Annotated in this window: 18 protein-coding genes and 1 tRNA gene; 17 read left to right on the forward strand and 2 right to left on the reverse strand. The window is 63.5% G+C overall.

Annotated features, from left to right (window positions below; genetic code table 11):
- Positions 1–39: 39 nt before the first annotated feature.
- The 5 genes from BGI27_RS03325 to BGI27_RS03345 all read left to right on the forward strand — a co-directional run bounded on the left by BGI27_RS03325 (position 40) and on the right by BGI27_RS03345 (position 5,288).
- Complete coding sequence (locus BGI27_RS03325; RefSeq protein WP_170942915.1) at positions 40–1,272, forward strand: oligogalacturonate lyase family protein; 1,233 nt, start codon at positions 40–42, stop codon at positions 1,270–1,272.
- Positions 1,273–1,316: 44 nt separating this feature from the next.
- On the forward strand, positions 1,317–2,825 hold the full coding sequence (locus tag BGI27_RS03330) for a mannitol dehydrogenase family protein (RefSeq protein ID WP_095523497.1): 1,509 nt from the start codon (positions 1,317–1,319) through the stop codon (positions 2,823–2,825).
- Between the two features lie 11 nt (positions 2,826–2,836).
- On the forward strand, positions 2,837–4,051 hold the full coding sequence (gene manD / locus BGI27_RS03335) for a D-mannonate dehydratase ManD (protein ID WP_095523498.1): 1,215 nt from the start codon (positions 2,837–2,839) through the stop codon (positions 4,049–4,051).
- Between the two features lie 76 nt (positions 4,052–4,127).
- The gene (locus BGI27_RS03340; protein ID WP_223871568.1) at positions 4,128–4,910 is read left to right on the forward strand and encodes a glutamine amidotransferase; all 783 of its coding nucleotides are present in this window, start codon (positions 4,128–4,130) and stop codon (positions 4,908–4,910) included.
- A gap of 9 nt (positions 4,911–4,919) precedes the next feature.
- Entirely contained in the window at positions 4,920–5,288 is a 369-nt protein-coding gene (locus BGI27_RS03345; protein ID WP_095523499.1) for a YbaN family protein, read from the forward strand.
- Between the two features lie 133 nt (positions 5,289–5,421).
- Here the strand turns inward: BGI27_RS03345 and rsmI are convergent, their stop codons facing one another.
- Positions 5,422–6,288 carry a 16S rRNA (cytidine(1402)-2'-O)-methyltransferase gene (gene rsmI, locus BGI27_RS03350; RefSeq protein WP_095523500.1) on the reverse strand — a complete coding sequence of 289 codons (867 nt, stop codon included), beginning with the start codon at positions 6,286–6,288 and terminating at the stop codon, positions 5,422–5,424.
- Here rsmI and BGI27_RS03355 point away from each other — a divergent pair.
- From BGI27_RS03355 to cfa, 6 genes are all read left to right on the forward strand, one after another.
- A complete protein-coding gene (locus BGI27_RS03355; protein WP_095523548.1) occupies positions 6,287–6,706 on the forward strand; it encodes a YraN family protein in 420 nt (139 codons plus the stop codon). The genes rsmI and BGI27_RS03355 overlap by 2 nt on opposite strands.
- 259 nt (positions 6,707–6,965) lie before the next feature.
- Positions 6,966–7,739 (forward strand): SDR family oxidoreductase, encoded by a 774-nt coding sequence (locus BGI27_RS03360; protein WP_095523501.1) that lies wholly within the window; start codon positions 6,966–6,968, stop codon positions 7,737–7,739.
- Positions 7,740–8,042: 303 nt separating this feature from the next.
- Positions 8,043–8,993 carry an N-acetyl-gamma-glutamyl-phosphate reductase gene (argC, locus tag BGI27_RS03365; RefSeq protein WP_095523502.1) on the forward strand — a complete coding sequence of 317 codons (951 nt, stop codon included), beginning with the start codon at positions 8,043–8,045 and terminating at the stop codon, positions 8,991–8,993.
- Positions 8,994–8,999: 6 nt separating this feature from the next.
- On the forward strand, positions 9,000–9,593 hold the full coding sequence (locus BGI27_RS03370; RefSeq protein ID WP_095523503.1) for a phosphoheptose isomerase: 594 nt from the start codon (positions 9,000–9,002) through the stop codon (positions 9,591–9,593).
- The gene (locus BGI27_RS03375; protein ID WP_095523504.1) at positions 9,590–10,225 is read left to right on the forward strand and encodes a BON domain-containing protein; all 636 of its coding nucleotides are present in this window, start codon (positions 9,590–9,592) and stop codon (positions 10,223–10,225) included. The genes BGI27_RS03370 and BGI27_RS03375 overlap by 4 nt, the downstream gene beginning before the upstream one ends.
- Before the next feature lie 200 nt (positions 10,226–10,425).
- Complete coding sequence (gene cfa / locus BGI27_RS03380) at positions 10,426–11,595, forward strand: cyclopropane fatty acyl phospholipid synthase (protein WP_095523505.1); 1,170 nt, start codon at positions 10,426–10,428, stop codon at positions 11,593–11,595.
- Between the two features lie 51 nt (positions 11,596–11,646).
- On the opposite strand, the gene BGI27_RS03385 is transcribed toward cfa, so the two are convergent.
- Positions 11,647–11,723: transfer RNA gene (locus BGI27_RS03385), tRNA-Met, on the reverse strand.
- Positions 11,724–11,881: 158 nt separating this feature from the next.
- Here BGI27_RS03385 and BGI27_RS03390 point away from each other — a divergent pair.
- The 6 genes from BGI27_RS03390 (at position 11,882) to BGI27_RS03415 (ending at position 16,800) form a co-directional block, all read left to right on the forward strand.
- Positions 11,882–12,319, forward strand: a complete 438-nt coding sequence (locus tag BGI27_RS03390; RefSeq protein ID WP_095523506.1) for a hypothetical protein — start codon at positions 11,882–11,884, stop codon at positions 12,317–12,319.
- Positions 12,320–12,345: 26 nt separating this feature from the next.
- On the forward strand, positions 12,346–13,680 hold the full coding sequence (gene miaB / locus BGI27_RS03395; RefSeq protein WP_095523507.1) for a tRNA (N6-isopentenyl adenosine(37)-C2)-methylthiotransferase MiaB: 1,335 nt from the start codon (positions 12,346–12,348) through the stop codon (positions 13,678–13,680).
- A 156-nt stretch (positions 13,681–13,836) separates the two neighbouring features.
- Positions 13,837–14,679: an amino acid ABC transporter substrate-binding protein gene (locus tag BGI27_RS03400; RefSeq protein WP_223871569.1), complete on the forward strand. Its 843-nt coding sequence runs from the start codon at positions 13,837–13,839 to the stop codon at positions 14,677–14,679.
- A 285-nt stretch (positions 14,680–14,964) separates the two neighbouring features.
- Entirely contained in the window at positions 14,965–15,618 is a 654-nt protein-coding gene (locus tag BGI27_RS03405) for an amino acid ABC transporter permease (RefSeq protein WP_095523509.1), read from the forward strand.
- Positions 15,611–16,375: an amino acid ABC transporter ATP-binding protein gene (locus BGI27_RS03410; protein WP_478210095.1), complete on the forward strand. Its 765-nt coding sequence runs from the start codon at positions 15,611–15,613 to the stop codon at positions 16,373–16,375. Before BGI27_RS03405 ends, BGI27_RS03410 begins: the two co-directional genes overlap by 8 nt.
- 23 nt (positions 16,376–16,398) lie before the next feature.
- Positions 16,399–16,800: a VOC family protein gene (locus BGI27_RS03415; RefSeq protein WP_095523510.1), complete on the forward strand. Its 402-nt coding sequence runs from the start codon at positions 16,399–16,401 to the stop codon at positions 16,798–16,800.
- The last annotated feature ends 7 nt before the right edge of the window (positions 16,801–16,807 follow it).

Here is a 16,807-nt window from a genome sequence, read left to right on the forward strand (position 1 = left end):
CGGGCCGGCGCCTTTCCACCTTTCATGAAGGAATACACCATGACCAGCCCGAGCCAGGCGACGCCCACGCTCGTCACGACGGGTGCGAACGCCAACGATCAGCTCCTGTATTTCACCAGCTCCAGCCTGTCCGGCAGCGACGACTGTCTGGTCTTCATCAGCGACCGCAGCGGCCACCCGAATCTTTACCTGAAGCGCCTGCCCGATGGCGAAGAGGTGCAACTGAGCGCCAACACCGAGGGCACGCTGAAGTCCTACGTCTATTTCAACGGCAATCCGCGGCGCGGCTTCGGCAAGGCCAGCGTCAGCTTCGATGCCGCCGGCCGCAAACTCTATTACTTGCAGGGCGATGACATCGTGTGCTGCGACCTGCAAGGCAATCGCCGCGTGCTCGGCCGGATTCCGGCCGACCAGGTCACCGCCTTCACCCATGTTTCGACCGACGGCCAGCGCCTGTGCATCCCCACCACCGATGCGCGTGCGCTGGAAGCGGAAAGCTTCGTCAACGATGCGCCGAACTACAGCGTGGGTGACGGCGAGAAAAAGAATGAAGTCATCGCGGACAAGCCCGATTACGACATCGATGCGCGCGTACAGGCGGAAAACCTCAACTCCTACCTCAACGTGTATGACACGGAAAGCGGCGGGCTGCTCAAGCGCGAACGGGTCAGCCGTGCGTGGATCACCCATGTTCAGTTCAGCCCGGTCGATGCAGATGTAATCCTCTATAACCACGAATGGCCTGGCGATTGCGGCATCCGCCGGATGTGGATCTGGAACGGGCGCGAACACATCCGCCTGCGTCAGGAGGGTGACGGCCGCTCCCGCGCCGATTGGACCTGCCACGAAATGTGGGAGGCCGACGGCAGCCACATCATCTATCACGGCAAGTACGCCAACGGCCTGGCTTACGTTGGCCGCGTCGATCCGCAAGGGCACGCCCCGGTGGAGATCGCCCTGCCGGCCGCCTACCACCGCTACGGCCACTTCACCGCTGGCAATCGGCATGGCAACTGGCTGGTGTCCGACGGCTACTACCACCCCGAGGGCGCGCCCGAAAACGAGAACTGGGGCGGAGAATGGATCTGCCTGCAGCAGGTCGACTGGGCCCGCCGCCAGATCGAATGGCGCCCGCTGTGCCAGCACCGATCGATCTGGGACTGCCAGGACAGCCACCCGCACCCGATCTTCAACCACGCCGACGGCGCCGTCTTCTTCACCTCCAACGCCAGCGGCCGGCGTGCCGTCTATCGCGTGGCGGTGCCTGACTGACTCCGCCCGGACAACCACCTCATTCCGAAAGAAAGACCCGCATCATGAAGCGCATCACGCAGTTCGACGCCCTGCCCGCCAGCGTCGCCCGGCCTGGCTATGACCGCCAGGCCCTCAAGACCCGCATCGTGCACATCGGCTTCGGCGCATTCCACCGCGCCCATCAGGCGGTGTTCGCAGAGCAGCTCGCGCAGTCGCACGGTAGCGATTGGGGCTATTGCGAGGTAAATCTCGTCGGTGGCGAACAGCAGATCGCCGATATCCGCGCCCAGGACCACCTCTTCACCGTCGCCGAGATGGCGCAAGACCACTGGCATTGCCGCGTCGTCGGCGTGGTCCGCCAGGCGCTGCACGCCGCCGTCGACGGACTGGCACCAGTGCTCGAAGCCCTGTGCGACCCTGCGGTCGCCATCGTCTCGATCACCGTCACCGAAAAAGGCTACTGCCACCATCCCGCCACCGGCGCGCTGAACGCCGATCACCCGATGATCCAGCACGATCTCGCTCACCCGGATACACCGCAATCGACGCCCGGTGTGATCGTTGCCGCACTACGACAACGCCGTGACCGGGGGCTGCCGGCGTTCAGCGTCATGTCTTGCGACAACATGCCGGAAAACGGCCACGTCACGCGTAACGTCGTGCTGGGCCTCGCCCGCGCGCAGGAACCCGCGCTGGCCGACTGGATCGAAACCCATGCGAGCTTCCCCTCCACCATGGTCGACCGCATCGTGCCGGCAGTGACCCCCGAAACGCTGGCCAAGGTGCGCGAACTGCTCGGCGGCATCGACGATCCGGCTGCGGTTGCCGGCGAGCCCTTCCGCCAGTGGGTCATCGAGGACAACTTCGTCGCCGGCCGGCCAGCCTGGGAAAAGGTCGGCGCCGAACTGGTCGCCGACGTGCTGCCCTACGAAGAAATGAAGCTGCGCATGCTCAACGGCAGCCACAGTTTCCTCGCTTATCTGGGCTATCTCGGCGGCTACGCGCACATCTGCGACTGCATGGAAGACCCCGATTACGCCACGGCCGCGCACGCGCTGATGCTTCAGGAACAGGCGCCCACGCTGCGAGTGACCGGTGTCGACCTGGCGGCCTATGCCGGCTCGCTGATCGACCGCTACCGCAACAAGGCCCTCAAGCACCGCACCTGGCAGATCGCCATGGATGGCAGCCAGAAGCTGCCGCAGCGCCTGCTCGACCCGATCCGCTGGCTGCTCGCCCACGGCAAGCGCTTCGACCACCTCGCGCTCGGCGTGGCGGCGTGGATGCGCTACGTCGGCGGCATGGACGAACAGGGTCATCCCATCGAGATCAGCGATCCGCAGCGCGAGGCCATCGCCGCCAAGGTCGCCGCCAGCGCCGAGGGCGATGCGCGCGTACGCGCCCTCCTCTCACTGGAAAGCATTTTCGGGCGCGACCTGATCGACAGCGAAACCTTCGTGCGGGCCGTAAGCACCGCCTACGCGGGTCTGCTGGCCGGTGGCGCTCGCGAAGCGGTCCGACAGCTCAACCGCCAATCCTGGAGCCAGCAGGCTTCCTTGAACCAGAACTGAAGGCAACGACCATGAAGATCCAGAAAGCCGAAGTATTCGTCAGCTGCCCGGGGCGCAATTTCGTGACCCTGAAGATCACCACCGAGAGCGGCCTCACCGGCCTGGGGGATGCCACCCTCAACGGCCGCGAGCTGCCAGTGGCCTCCTATCTGCGCGACCACCTGTGCCCGCAGTTGATCGGGCGTGACGCCCACCGGATCGAGGACATCTGGCAGTTCTTCTACAAGGGCGCCTACTGGCGCCGCGGCCCGGTCACCATGTCGGCGATATCGGCCATTGACCAGGCGCTGTGGGACATCAAGGGCAAGGCCGCCAACCTGCCGGTCTACCAGTTGCTCGGCGGTGCCTCGCGCAGCGGCGTGATGGTGTACTGCCACACCACCGGCCACACCATCGACGAGGTGCTCGACGACTACGCCAGGCACAAGGAGCAGGGCTTCAAGGCGATCCGTGTGCAATGCGGCGTCCCCGGCATGAAGACCACCTACGGCATGGCCAAGGGCAAAGGCCTGGCCTATGAACCGGCCACCAAGGGCCACTGGCCCGAAGAGCAGATCTGGTCCACCGAGAAATACCTGGATTTCACACCGAAGCTTTTCGAAGCGGTACGTGCGCGTTTCGGTTTCGATGAGCATCTGCTGCACGACATGCACCACCGCTGCACGCCGATCGAGGCCGCGCGCTTCGGCAAGGCCGTGGAAGATCACCGCCTGTTCTGGTTGGAAGACCCAACGCCAGCCGAAAACCAGGAATGCTTCCGCCTGATCCGCCAGCACACCGTCACGCCCATCGCGGTCGGTGAGGTGTTCAACAGTATCTGGGATTGCAAGCAGCTCATCGAGGAACAGCTCATCGACTACATCCGCACCACCATAACGCATGCCGGCGGCATCAGCGGCATGCGCCGCATCGCGGATTTCGCCTCGCTCTACCAGGTGCGCACCGGCTCGCACGGGCCGTCAGACCTGTCTCCCGTCTGCATGGCTGCGGCGCTGCACTTCGACCTGTGGGTACCCAACTTCGGCGTGCAGGAATACATGGGCTACTCCGAGCAGATGCTGGAAGTCTTCCCGCACAACTGGAGCTTCGAGGATGGCTACATGCACCCGGGCGACAAGCCGGGCCTGGGCATCGAATTCGACGAGAAGCTGGCGGCGAAATACCCCTATGAGCCCGCCTACCTGCCGGTGGCACGCCTGGAGGACGGTACGCTCTGGAAGTGGTGAGTCACCAACGGCACTGATTCCGGCGAAAGCCGGAATCCGGGACATCCAGATTTCCAGGGATCCCGGATGGCTTTTCATGCCCACGACCCGCGTGGCTGCGCTATCGTTGCAGGCCAGCCGCCCCAGAGGACACCTGCGCATGAACGCCGTCGCCATCCGCCATCTCGCCTTCGAAGATCTCGGCAGCCTCGCAGGTGTGCTGTCCGAACGCGGCATCGCGCATGAATACCGCGATGCCGGCGTCGATGATCTCGCCACGCTGGACCCGCTCGCGCCGGACCTTCTCGTGGTTCTGGGTGGCCCCATCGGGGCCAATGATGAAACCGACTATCCCTTCCTGCGGGATGAGCTCGACCTGCTGCGTGCTCGCCTGGCGGCAGACCTTCCCACGCTGGGCATCTGTCTCGGCGCCCAGTTGATGGCCAGGGCGCTCGGGGCACGCGTATTTCCCGGCCCAGCCAAGGAAATCGGCTGGGCGCCTCTGACGCTCACCGAAGCCGGACAACAATCGTCATTGAGCCACCTGGGTGAAGAACACACCAGCATGCTGCACTGGCATGGAGATACATTCGAATTGCCAGAGGGCGCACGCCTGCTGGCTTCCACGCCGCTCTGCGCACATCAGGCCTTCACTTGGGGACGGCATGCGCTGGCCTTCCAGTGCCATCCGGAAGGCAGCCAGCCTGCGCTGGAGCGCTGGCTCATCGGCCACGCAGGGGAGATCAGTGCGGCAGGCCTGTCGGTGACGCAACTGCGCACGGACAATCTGCGTTTCGCCCCAGTCCTGCAGCAACAGGCCCGTCAGGCCTTCAGCGCATGGCTGGACAGCGTCGGCCTGCGCACGCATCGGGCAGCCTGAAACCCCACCATGCGCCGCGCATTGATCGCCCTCGCCTGGCGCTGCCTTGCATTGCTGAGCCTGGCACTGGGCATCGTCGGCATCTTCCTGCCCGGCCTGCCGACCGTCCCATTCGTGCTGCTCGCAGCCTGGGCCGCCGGCCGGGGCTGGCCGCGGCTGGAGGCCTGGCTGCTGGACCATCCCCGCTGGGGGCCGGATATCCGGCGCTGGCGCGAGCGCAGGGCCATCCCGCGCAAGGCGAAATGGCTCGCCTGCGCCATGATGAGCGTGAGCCTTGCCTGGATGTGGCTGGCGCCAATGCCTCTATCCGCACAGATCGGCGTCAGCATCGTGCTGGCAGGTGTGGCCATCTGGATGTGGCAGCGGCCGGATGCCTGAGAATGGCTGTTTGTGATCTCTTGCCGTGCTTCGGACCCTTAGCCGGTACGCGTAGCGCACCCTACTGCCAAAATTCATGCCGATCGCACAGGGTGTGCCACGCGCATCGCGGGCCTGTATCTGACCGGTGGGATCATTTCTTCAGGCTCAAGCCATAGTCGTACAACGCGTTCTTCGCCGCCCCTGTGATCTCCGCCGCGAGCTTTGCCGCGGTCTTCAGCGGCAACTCGGCCAGCAGCAGTTCGAGCACCCTGCGCGCCTGCGCATCCAGTCCTTCGCCGGGCACGGGAGGCCCCACCAGCAACACGAATTCGCCGCGCTGGCGGTTGGCATCCGCCGCCAGCCATGAAGAAGCCTCGGTCAGCGGCATGCGCACGATCTGCTCGAAGAGTTTGGTCAACTCGCGTGCGAACACGATCTCGCGCGCGGGCTCCAGGACGGCCGCCAGATCCGCCACGGTTTCGGTCACGCGGTGAGGTGCCTCATAGAACACCAGCGTGGCTGGAATAGCCTTCAATGCCTCCAGCGCCGCGCGCCGCGCCGCCGTCTTCGGCGGCAGGAAACCATGAAAATGGAAATGCGGCGCCATCAAACCCGAAGCGCTGAGTGCAGCCACCGCCGCACAGGCACCCGGCACCGGCACCACGACATGCCCGGCCTCCTGCACGCGTGCCACCAGCCGTGCGCCGGGGTCCGACACCGCTGGCGTGCCGGCATCGGTGATCAACGCCACATGTTCGCCGGCATCCAGCCGTTCGATGATCCGTGTGGCGGCCTCCTGCTCGTTGTGCTCATGCACGGCCAGCATCCGCGTATCGACACCGTGCGCATCGAGCAGACGCTGCGAGTGGCGGGTGTCTTCGGCAGCGATCAGGTTCACCGCGCGCAGCACGGCAAGCGCGCGCAGACTGATGTCCTGCCGGTTACCCAGTGGCGTGGCCACCACATACAATGCCGGCGCGGCATGGAGCGGGCTTTCTTCTGACAACAGGATGGCCATGGCAAGCTGGACCGAAAGATTCAGGAAAGCGCTGGATTGTCTGCTGCGGCGCCCTGCGCTGCAAGCCGGCAACGCGGGGGCCAGGGCCGAGCGCCTGGCCGAAGCGCATCTGCACGCGCAAGGGTTGCGCATCCTGGCGCGTAATGCCCGCAGCAAAGGCGGCGAGATCGACCTCATCGCACTGGATGGCGCCGCATTGGTCTTCGTCGAGGTCCGTCTGCGTGCCGGGAGTCGCCATGGCGGAGCCGCCGCCAGCATCACACCGGCCAAGCAACGACGCATCCGGCGCGCAGCCGCTTACTGGCTGCAGACGGAGGGACGTACATGGCAAGGCCGGCCCTGCCGTTTCGATGCCGTACTGCTGGACAGCCACACGGCAGAAAACATCACCTGGCTGCGTGGGGCATTCACGAACTAAATATGTGCCGGAAACCAGAAAACACGCTCGCTTGATCCTGCGCAAATGGCTGGAACAACAAGTCCCACGCGTCCGACCGGTTGGATGCGAGGGGCGCGGGATTGGGGTAAACTCGTGCGGCTTGAAGCCCGAGCAGGCGCCAGCCGCGCACTGCGGGTTCGGTAGCCCCGCCTTCGCTGACGGTGGTACCGGAGTGACAGCCCTCATAGGCCTTTCCCCCTCGGACGGGCTTTTCGTTCAACAACGGGAGTAAAACAGAATGAGCAATCCTTTCGACCTGAGCGGCAAAGTTGCCCTCATCACCGGTGGAGCCCAGGGCATTGGCGCGGCCATCGCCGCCAAGGTGGCCGAAGCTGGCGCCAACGTGATCTGTGCCGACTTCACCCCGATGGCCGCTGAATCGACCGCCGCCATGGACGCTGCCGTTGCCAAGACCGGCGGCAAGTGGTGGTATCTGCAAGCCAACCTGACCGAGAAGGGTGCCCCCCAGAAGGTCATCGACCAAGCCGTGGAACTGGCTGGCAAGGTTGACCTCCTCGGCAACGTCGCCGGCACCATCCGCCGCGCCCCGTTCCTGGAGCACTCCGAAGCCGACTTCGACTTCGTCATGCAGATCAACCTGTATGCACCGATGTACCTGTCGCAAGCCTTCTGCCGCCACGTGGTTGGCCGCAACGGCACCGGCAAGATCATCAACATCTGCTCCATGCTGTCCTACCAAGGCGGCATCCTGGTCCCGGGCTACACCGCTTCCAAGCACGGCATCGCCGGCATCACCAAGCTGATCGCCAACGAAATGGGCACCAAGGGCATCAACTGCAACGGTATCGCCCCGGGCTACATCGCCACCGCGAACACCGCCCCGATCCGCGCTGATGCCGAACGCAACAAGGCCATCCTGGACCGCATCCCCGCGGGTCGCTGGGGCGAGCCGGAAGATCTGGCGGGCACCGCCGTGTTCCTGTTCGCACCGGCTTCGGACTACCTCAACGGCACCATCGTGAACGTCGACGGCGGCTGGCAAGCCCGCTAAGCCTGGCTTAGTTCCCGGCTTGACACAGGCCCTCGCCGGTAACCCGGCGGGGGCCTGTTCTCTTTTGTCGTCAGGCCCTGACAGCGTGCGCCTTCGGCAGGCTGCGTCACCACATCAGGGGCACGCGTCGTTCTTGGTCAGAACCAGAGGCTTTCCCGTGCCCGGCATGGCCGCCCGTCACCGGTTTGCGCAGCATCGGCGAACCCCTGACAGATTCGCCTGTCAGCATCCACACCGCCTGCAACCAATCCTTAGCATCGCGTGCCTTACAATCCGCACGCTCAAATTCCGACCGAGAGAATCATGACTTTCAAGGTATTCATCGATGGCCGTCACGGCACCACTGGCCTGAAAATCGACGAGCGGCTGGCCGCGCGCAAGGATGTGGAGATCCTCGCCATCCCCGAGGACAAACGCAAGGACCCCGCCGTCAAGGCCGAATACATCAATGCCGCCGACATCGTCTTCCTGTGCCTGCCCGATGCCGCCTCGAAGGAATCCGTCTCCCTGCTGGCGGCGGGCAACACGCGCACCCGTTTCCTGGATGCCAGTACTGCACACCGTACCAACCCCGACTGGGTCTATGGCCTGCCCGAACTGCACGGCCAGCGCGAAAAGATCCGCCACTCGCAACGCATTGCCGTGCCGGGCTGCCACGCCACTGGTTTCATCCTGCAGGTCACCCCGCTGGTGGCGGATGGCACGCTGCCGGCCGACCATCCGCTGACCTGCACCTCGCTGACCGGCTACAGTGGTGGTGGCAAGGAAATGATCGCGGATTACGAAACGCACGGCAGCCTGGGCCAGGACATGCTCAGCCCACGGATCTACGCATTGGGCCTGGGCCACAAGCATCTGCCGGAAATGGCCGCCATCAGCGGCCTTACCCACCGGCCGCTTTTCTCTCCGGTTGTCGGCCCCTTCGCGCAGGGCATGCTGGTTTCGGTCCCTCTGCTACCGCGTCTGCTGCCCGGCAAACCAAGCCCTCAGGACATCCACACCCGCCTTGCCGCCTACTATGCGAACGAAGCCTGCGTAAAGGTGATGCCACTGGGCGAAGTGCCGGCGGGCGGCTTCCTGCCGGCCACGGCCTGCAATGACACCAACCGCGCGGAGCTGTTCGTCTTTGGTCATGAGGAACAGATCCTGCTGGTCGCCCGGTTCGACAACCTGGGCAAGGGCGCTTCGGGCGCGGCGATCCAGTGCATGAACATCGCCCTGGGCTGCGACGAGCTCACGGGGCTGCAGGCCTGATCGACGATGGACCTTGCCTCCCGCATGGCTCAGTCCTTCCAGGACGCCGCCGACAACATCCTCACCGCCACCGAAGCGCTGGCAGTGCCGCTGGCGAACGCCACCGAACTGATGGTGGGCAGCCTGCTCTCCGGCAACAAGCTGCTGGCCTGCGGCAACGGCGGCTCGGCGGCCGACGCACAGCATTTCGCCTCGGAACTGATGGGCCGCTTCGACCGCGAACGCCCCGAACTGGCGGCTCTGGCGCTGAGTGCCGACAGTGCGGTACTCAGCGCCATCGCCAACGACTACGCCTGGGAAGAGGTATTTGCCAAACAGATCCGCGCACTGGGCCAGCCCGGTGACGTGCTGCTGGCGATATCCACCAGTGGCAACTCGGCCAACGTGGTGGCTGCGGTCGCCGCAGCCCACGAACGCGAAATGCGTGTAGTGGCGCTGGCTGGCCATGACGGCGGCCAGCTCGCCAGTGCGCTGCAGGAGCACGACATCTGCATCTGCGTACCGCACACACGCACCGCGCGCATCCAGGAATTGCACATCCTCGCCATCCACTGCCTGTGCGATGGCATTGACTGTTCCTTGCTGGGAGAAGAAGCATGAACAAATCCTTCCGTTTGTCCCTCCTCCTTGCCCTGTGCGTCGCGGGGCTTTTGCAGGCTTGCATTCCGCTGGTCGCCGTCGGCGTCGGCGGAGGTGTGGCAGCCACGATCGATCGCCGTACTTACGGCGAACAAGTCATGGATACCGAGATCCAGCATCGCTTCAACCGCCAGTTCCCATCCGCACTGGAAGCCAAGACCAACGCCTCGGCCACGGTCTTCAACCGCTGGGTGCTGCTCACCGGACAGGCCATGGACGAGCAATCGCGCGCCGAAGTAGAGGCCTTGGCGCGCAGCATTCCCAACGTGCGCGAGGTGTTCAACGAACTATCCATCGCCTACCCGGCCTCGTTCACCAGCCGATCCGGTGACACGCTGCTGACTTCCAAGGTCAAAGCCAGACTGTTCGACTCGCCACTGGTCGCAGGAACACAGGTCAAGGTCTCCAGCGAATCGGGCATCGTCTATCTGATGGGGCTCCTCACAGAGGCCGAGGCCAATGCCGCCGTTGATATCGCGCGCACCACTGCGGGCGCACGCAAGGTGGTCAACATGATCGAAATCATCACCCCGGAACAAGCGCAGGCCAGAACCGTCGCACAGCCCCCAGCTGCCGAGCAGAGCGCCGAATAAGCACGCGCCCCGGAATGAAAGGCCCGCCCGAGCGCGGGCCTTTTGCATTTCACTTTACGGAACAAAGGCGTATCTTTTTCCCCTCGGTATTGGCGCCCGTGCCCTCAATGGCACGAGGCAATCACGCCCATTGAGGAAATCAATTCCTGACGAAACGATAATCCCCAGGACGCTCTGATCGGTTGAACGGAGGTTGCTGCATGGCAAGTGAACTCACCTGGCCTTCATCACAGTCTGTTGACGACATCAGCGGAGGGCGCGCAGCGCAAACCCTCCTGGACCAAGCAAACATCAGGATCAATGGCTCCCGCCCATGGGATCTGCAGATCCGCCACCCCAGCGCCCTGAGACGGATCCTCGCGCAAGGCAGCATCGGCCTCGGCGAAAGCTACATGGATGGCTGGTGGGAATGCGAACAGATCGACGAACTCATCTCCCGCGTATTGCGTGCCCGGCTTGATGAACAAATTGCCCGCCCAGGGCTCTGGCTGGCGGCGTTGCGCGCCCGCCTGTTCAATCTGCAGTCGGTGGCGCGCGCCTGGCAGGTCGGCCGTGCGCACTACGATCTCGGCAATGACCTGTACGAAGCCATGCTCGATCCCTACATGGCCTATAGCTGTGGCTACTGGGCCAATGCTCAGACGCTAGAGCAGGCGCAGGAAGCGAAGCTGGATCTTGCCTGCCGCAAGCTCGGCCTACGACCCGGCATGCGCCTGCTGGATATCGGCTGTGGCTGGGGCAGCCTGATGCGCTTTGCCGCTGAACGTTACGGTGCGGAATGCGTGGGCCTCACGATCTCACGCGAACAGGCTCGCTGGGGCGCACAGAAGGCGGAGGGCTTGCCGGTACGCTTCGAGTTCGCGGACTACCGCCAGTTCAACGCAGACGGAGCCCGCAAGTTCGATCGCATTGCCTCGATCGGCATGTTCGAACACGTCGGCCACAAGAACTATCGCGCCTATTTCGCCATGGCCCGGCGCAGCCTGGCAGCGGACGGACTGTTCCTGCTGCACACCATCGGCAAGAACACCTCCACACTGGGCATCGACCCATGGATCGAGAAGTACATCTTCCCCAACGGTGCGTTGCCTTCGGTGGCCGAAATTGCCACCACCAGCGAGACGGATTTCGTGGTGGAGGACTGGCACAACTTCGGCCCCGACTATGACCGCACGCTGATGGCCTGGTACGCACGCTTCGAAGCCGCCTGGCCCCGCCTGAAGGCGCATTACGACGAGCGCTTCCGCCGCATGTGGCGTTACTACCTGCAGTGCTGCGCAGGCACCTTCCGGGCACGCAGCAACCAGTTGTGGCAGATCGTGCTGTCTCCGGCAGGCATCATGGGTGGCTATCGCCGGCCATTGGTGTAAGCCGGAAAAACAAAAGCCGCTGACAGGATCAGCGGCTCTGCGTTCTTCCGGTGGTGGTGATGGGCGGGATCGAACCGCCGACCTGCGGGTTATGAATCCGCCGCTCTAACCATCTGAGCTACATCACCCCGTAAAGAGCCCGGAATTATAGAAAGCCGCCACAACTCCGTCAATGATCTTCCGCTGCTTTTCTCATCCGCCGCCCGCGCGCCGGCAGATTGACTAGGCCCGGTGAATCGCGGACCATGCGGCCTTCCCGCCACCCTCCTGCTGCCCTGGAAGAGTCATGAAGATCCTGTCCTGCCTCGCACTGTGCCTGGGGATGCTGTGCTCGCTGCCGCTGGCGGCCCAGACCCTGTCTCTGCGCACCATTCCCGCCGATGCACCGCGCGCCGAGATGAGGCCGGTCAGCGAGCGCCAGATCAAGCTCAACACCCGGGTCTTCGCGTTGTCAGCCGGCGCCCAGATCCGCAGCGCGCTGAACACCCTGGTACTGACCTCGCAGCTGGGCAGTGGCCCCTTCATCGTCCGCGTGCAGTTCAACCAGCAAGGCCAGGTGCACCGCGTGTGGATACTCACCGAAGCTGAACAGAAGGTTAATGCGCCGAGGCTTTCGGACGATTCGATCTGGCGGCAACTGTTCCCCTGGCTGTACGACGATACAGCCTCTTCGCCCGCGGGCTCGTCGTCATCCTCGTCGTCCGCATCCAGCTCGGCCAACTGATCGCCCCTGAAACAAGAAGTGAATAGATGAAGAAGCTGTATATCCGCACCTTCGGGTGCCAGATGAACGAATACGATTCGGACAAGATGGCCGACGTACTCGGTGCCCACGAAGGTCTGGAAAAGACTGATCGCCCCGAAGACGCCGACGTGATCCTGTTCAACACCTGCTCGGTGCGCGAGAAAACGCAGGAGAAGGTGTTCCACGACCTGGGTCGGGTCAAGCATCTCAAGCAGGCCAAGCCTGGACTGATCATCGGCGTGGGCGGCTGCGTGGCCTCGCAGGAAGGCGAAGCGATCATCGCACGCGCCCCCTATGTAGACGTAGTGTTCGGCCCGCAGACCCTGCATCGCCTGCCAGAACTGATCGAAGCCAAGCGCGAAACCGGCAAATCACAGGTAGACATCAGCTTCCCCGAAAACGAGAAGTTCGATGCGCTGCCACCCGCGCGCGTCGAAGGCGCCACAGCCTTCGTTTCCATCATGGAAGGCTGCTCGAAGTTCTGTACCTACTGCATCATTCCCTACACCCGTGGCGACGAGCTTTACCGCCCGCTGGCCGACGTGCTCGCCGAGGTGGCCGAGCTCGCCGCCCAAGGCGTCACCGAGGTCACTCTGCTGGGGCAAAACGTGAACGCCTGGCGTGCGCCGATGGCGCTCGACTCCGACGAGATGGCGGACTTCGCCTTCCTGATCGAATGCGTGCATGATGTGCCCGGCATCGAGCGCATCCGCTATACCACCTCACACCCGCGCGAGATGACGGCCAGCGTGTTTGACGCCTACGCGCGCCTGCCGAAACTCGTTTCACACTTGCACCTGCCCGTGCAGTCTGGCTCGGATCGAGTACTGGCCGCCATGAAGCGCGGCTACACCGTGCTGGAATACAAATCCGTGGTGCGCAAGCTGCGCGCGGCACGCCCGGATCTATCCATTTCCACCGACTTCATCGTGGGATTCCCCGGTGAAACGGAAGCCGATTTCGAAGCCACGATGAAACTCATCGAGGATGTGAGATTCGATGCATCTTTCAGTTTCATTTTCAGCCCTCGCCCCGGCACGCCTGCCGCGGAGCTCAAGGATGAGACCCCGCCGGGGGTGAAGACCGCACGCTTGATGCGCCTGCAGAAACGCATCGAGGAACTGGCCGCGGAAGTCAGCCAGAGTATGGTGGGCAGCACCCAGCGCGTACTTGTCGAAGGATTTTCGAAGAAGGATCCGGGGGAGCTGGCAGGCCGCACCGACAACAACCGCATCGTGAATTTCAAGGGCAATCCGCGCCAAATCGGCCACTTCATCAATGTGAAGATCACCTCGGCCCTGCCTCACTCGCTGCGCGGCGAAGTCGCCATCGCGGAGTAAGCCCCGGCAAACGGAGGGCGCGCCATGCACCCTCTGCCCACCTCACCCGGCGCGCCCCACCATCCCAGCGCCGGCTTGCGTCAACTTCCGGCAAACCGATGCTTGCCGCCTGCTCGGGCGAAGTCCACAATTCGCCCCTTCAGCGGCGGCCCTAGCATGCTGCCCGCTCACCAGCCTTTCCACCCGCTCTCATTGATCGCCATGAACAAGCTCTCCGCTCTCATCGCCGCACCTTTGCTCGCCGGCCTGCTCCTGTCCGCCTGTGGCAAGAAGGAAGAAGCCCCCGTAGCAGCCGAGGCACCGGCTCCCGCCGCCAGCAAGATCGTCGTCGGTCTCGACGATCACTTTCCCCCCATGGGTTTCCGTGACGAAAGCAACCAGCTCGTCGGTTTCGACATCGACATGGCCCGCGAAGCAGCCAAGCGCCTGGGCGTGGAAGTCGAATTCAAGCCCATCGACTGGAGCGCCAAGGAGGCCGAACTCAATGGCAAGCGTATCGACGTGCTGTGGAACGGCCTGACCATCACCGAAGAGCGTAAGCAGAACATCGGTTTCACCGCACCCTATCTGGAAAACCACCAGATCGTGATCGTCGCCACCAATTCGCCGATCAAGACCAAGGCCGAACTGGCCGGCAAGATCGTGGGTGTGCAGGAAGGCTCGTCCGCTGTCGACGCCGTGAAAAAGGATCCGGCCGGCAACACGCTGAAGGAGCTCAAGCAGTTCGGTGACAATGTGACCGCGCTGATGGACCTTTCCGCCGGCCGCCTGGATGCCATCGTGGTCGACGAGGTCGTCGGCCGTTACTACGCAGCCAAGAAGCCGGGGGAGTACACCGTGCTCGAAGAGAACTTCGGCACCGAGGAGTACGGTGTGGGCGTGCGCCGCGACGACACCGAATTGCTGGCGAAGATCGACCGTGCCATGGCCGACATGAAGGCCGACGGCGCTGCAGCGAAGATCTCCGAACAATGGTTCGGTGCCAATATCGTCAAGTAATCCCATTCCCGGACCAGGTCTGCCTTTGTCGCCTGCGACTTCGTGGCAGCCTTGATTCGTCAATGGAAGAAGAACCTGTTCAAAGTCTGTAACGAGAAGCCGTCAGCGGAGTGAAGAGCAGCGCAGGAACCGGCGTGTATGGAGATACATGAGGATTCCGAGTCGCGCATGAACCCCGATCACGGCATCGCAGCAAGGCTATGAACGGATTCCAAGAAACACGGAACGCCAAAGCACCGGCACACGGCCGGCCCCACAGGGCCGGCCGTGTCTTGAAGGCCTCGCATGGATTACATCCTCAAGATTCTCCCCCAGCTCGTCGAAGGCGCAGGCGTCACGCTGCAGGTCTTCCTGATCACCATCGTGCTTTCCATGCCGCTGGGGCTGGCCCTGGCGCTGGGGCGCATCTCGCACTGGCGCCCACTGTCTACGGCCGTCAATGGCTACATCTGGCTGATGCGCGGCACGCCGCTGATGCTGCAGATGCTGTTCATCTATTTCGCGCTGCCCTTCGTGCCGGTGATCGGCATCCGGCTGCCTGACTTTCCGGCCGCCATCCTCGCCTTCGTGCTCAACTACGCAGCCTATTTCGCCGAGATTTTCCGCGCCGGCATCCAGTCCATCGATCGCGGTCAGTACGAAGGAGCCAAGGTGCTGGGCATGAACTACTCCCAGACCATGCGCCGCATCGTGCTGCCGCAGATGATCCGGCGCATCCTGCCCCCGGTCTCCAACGAGACGATCACACTGGTCAAGGACACCTCGCTGATCTATGTGCTGGCGATGAACGATCTGCTGCGCGCCGCGCGCGGCATCGTGCAGCGCGATTTCACCACCTCGCCCTTCGTCGTCGCGGCAGCCTTCTACCTGATCATGACGCTGCTGCTCACCTGGGGCTTCCAGTACCTCGAAAAACGTCAAGCCGTCTGCGATGAATGACAAGATGATCAAGGCCCACGCGCTGCACAAACGCTTTGGCCAACACGAAGTGCTCAAGAGTGTCTCGCTCGAGATGGGCAAGGGTGAGGTCATCGCCGTAATCGGCCCTTCGGGCTCCGGCAAGAGCACCTTCCTGCGTTGCCTCAACCATCTGGAAACCATCGATGCCGGACGCATCGAGATCGAGGGGGAAGTGCTGGCCGACACCGATGCCGCCGGCCACTGCCGCTATGCGCCCGACCCGGAACTGCGCCGCATCTGCCGGCGCATGGGCATGGTGTTCCAGCACTTCAACCTGTTCCCGCACATGACGGTGTTGCAGAACATCATCGAAGCGCCGATCACCGTGAAAGGCATGCGCCGCGAGGAGGTCATCCCGAAAGCCGAGGCCCTGCTCGCCAAGGTCGGCCTTTCCGCCAAGCGCGACGCCTATCCCGGCCGACTCTCTGGCGGCCAGAAACAGCGCGTGGCGATCGCCCGCGCACTGGCGATGGAGCCGGACATCATGCTCTTCGATGAGCCCACCTCGGCACTCGATCCGGAACTCACCGGCGAAGTGCTGCGCACCATGCGCGAGCTGGCCGAGGAACACATGACCATGCTGGTCGTCACGCACGAAATGGGTTTCGCGCGCGAAGTCGCCAACCGCGTGATCTTCATGGATCAGGGGCAGATCGTCGAAGAGCGTCCTGCTGCCGAATTCTTCGCATCCCCGGCGCATCCCCGCGCACGAGCGTTTCTCGATAACATGCTGTAGCACCGTCCTCTCCAGGCCAGACAATGATCGATCACACCGGTATCAACGTCAGCAGTTTCGTCATCAGCAAGGCGTTCTACGAAACGGTTCTGGCAATGCTGGGCTATACGCTCCGGCTGGGGCTCAAGAAAGCAGCGGGTTTCGGTGATGGCAACGGAGCCGACCCCGGCGGCGACTTCTGGATTTCGGAAGGCACGCCCTTCACTCCCAGAAGTCACATTGCGTTTCATGCCCGCAACGAAGCGGAAGTGAATGCCTTCTTTGAAGCCGCACTGGCTGCCGGCGGCAAGAGCAATGGGGCACCGGGGATTCGCCCCCATTACCATGCCAGCTACTACGCCACTTTCGTCCATGACCCGGATGGCTACAACATTGAAGCCGTCTTCCATGGGAACGGCGCACCCTCACATCCTCCCGAGATCTGATCCAGCC

Origin of the sequence: Candidatus Dactylopiibacterium carminicum (assembly GCF_014736495.1) — a bacterium.
Taxonomy (GTDB): Bacteria; Pseudomonadota; Gammaproteobacteria; order Burkholderiales; family Rhodocyclaceae; genus Uliginosibacterium; species Uliginosibacterium carminicum.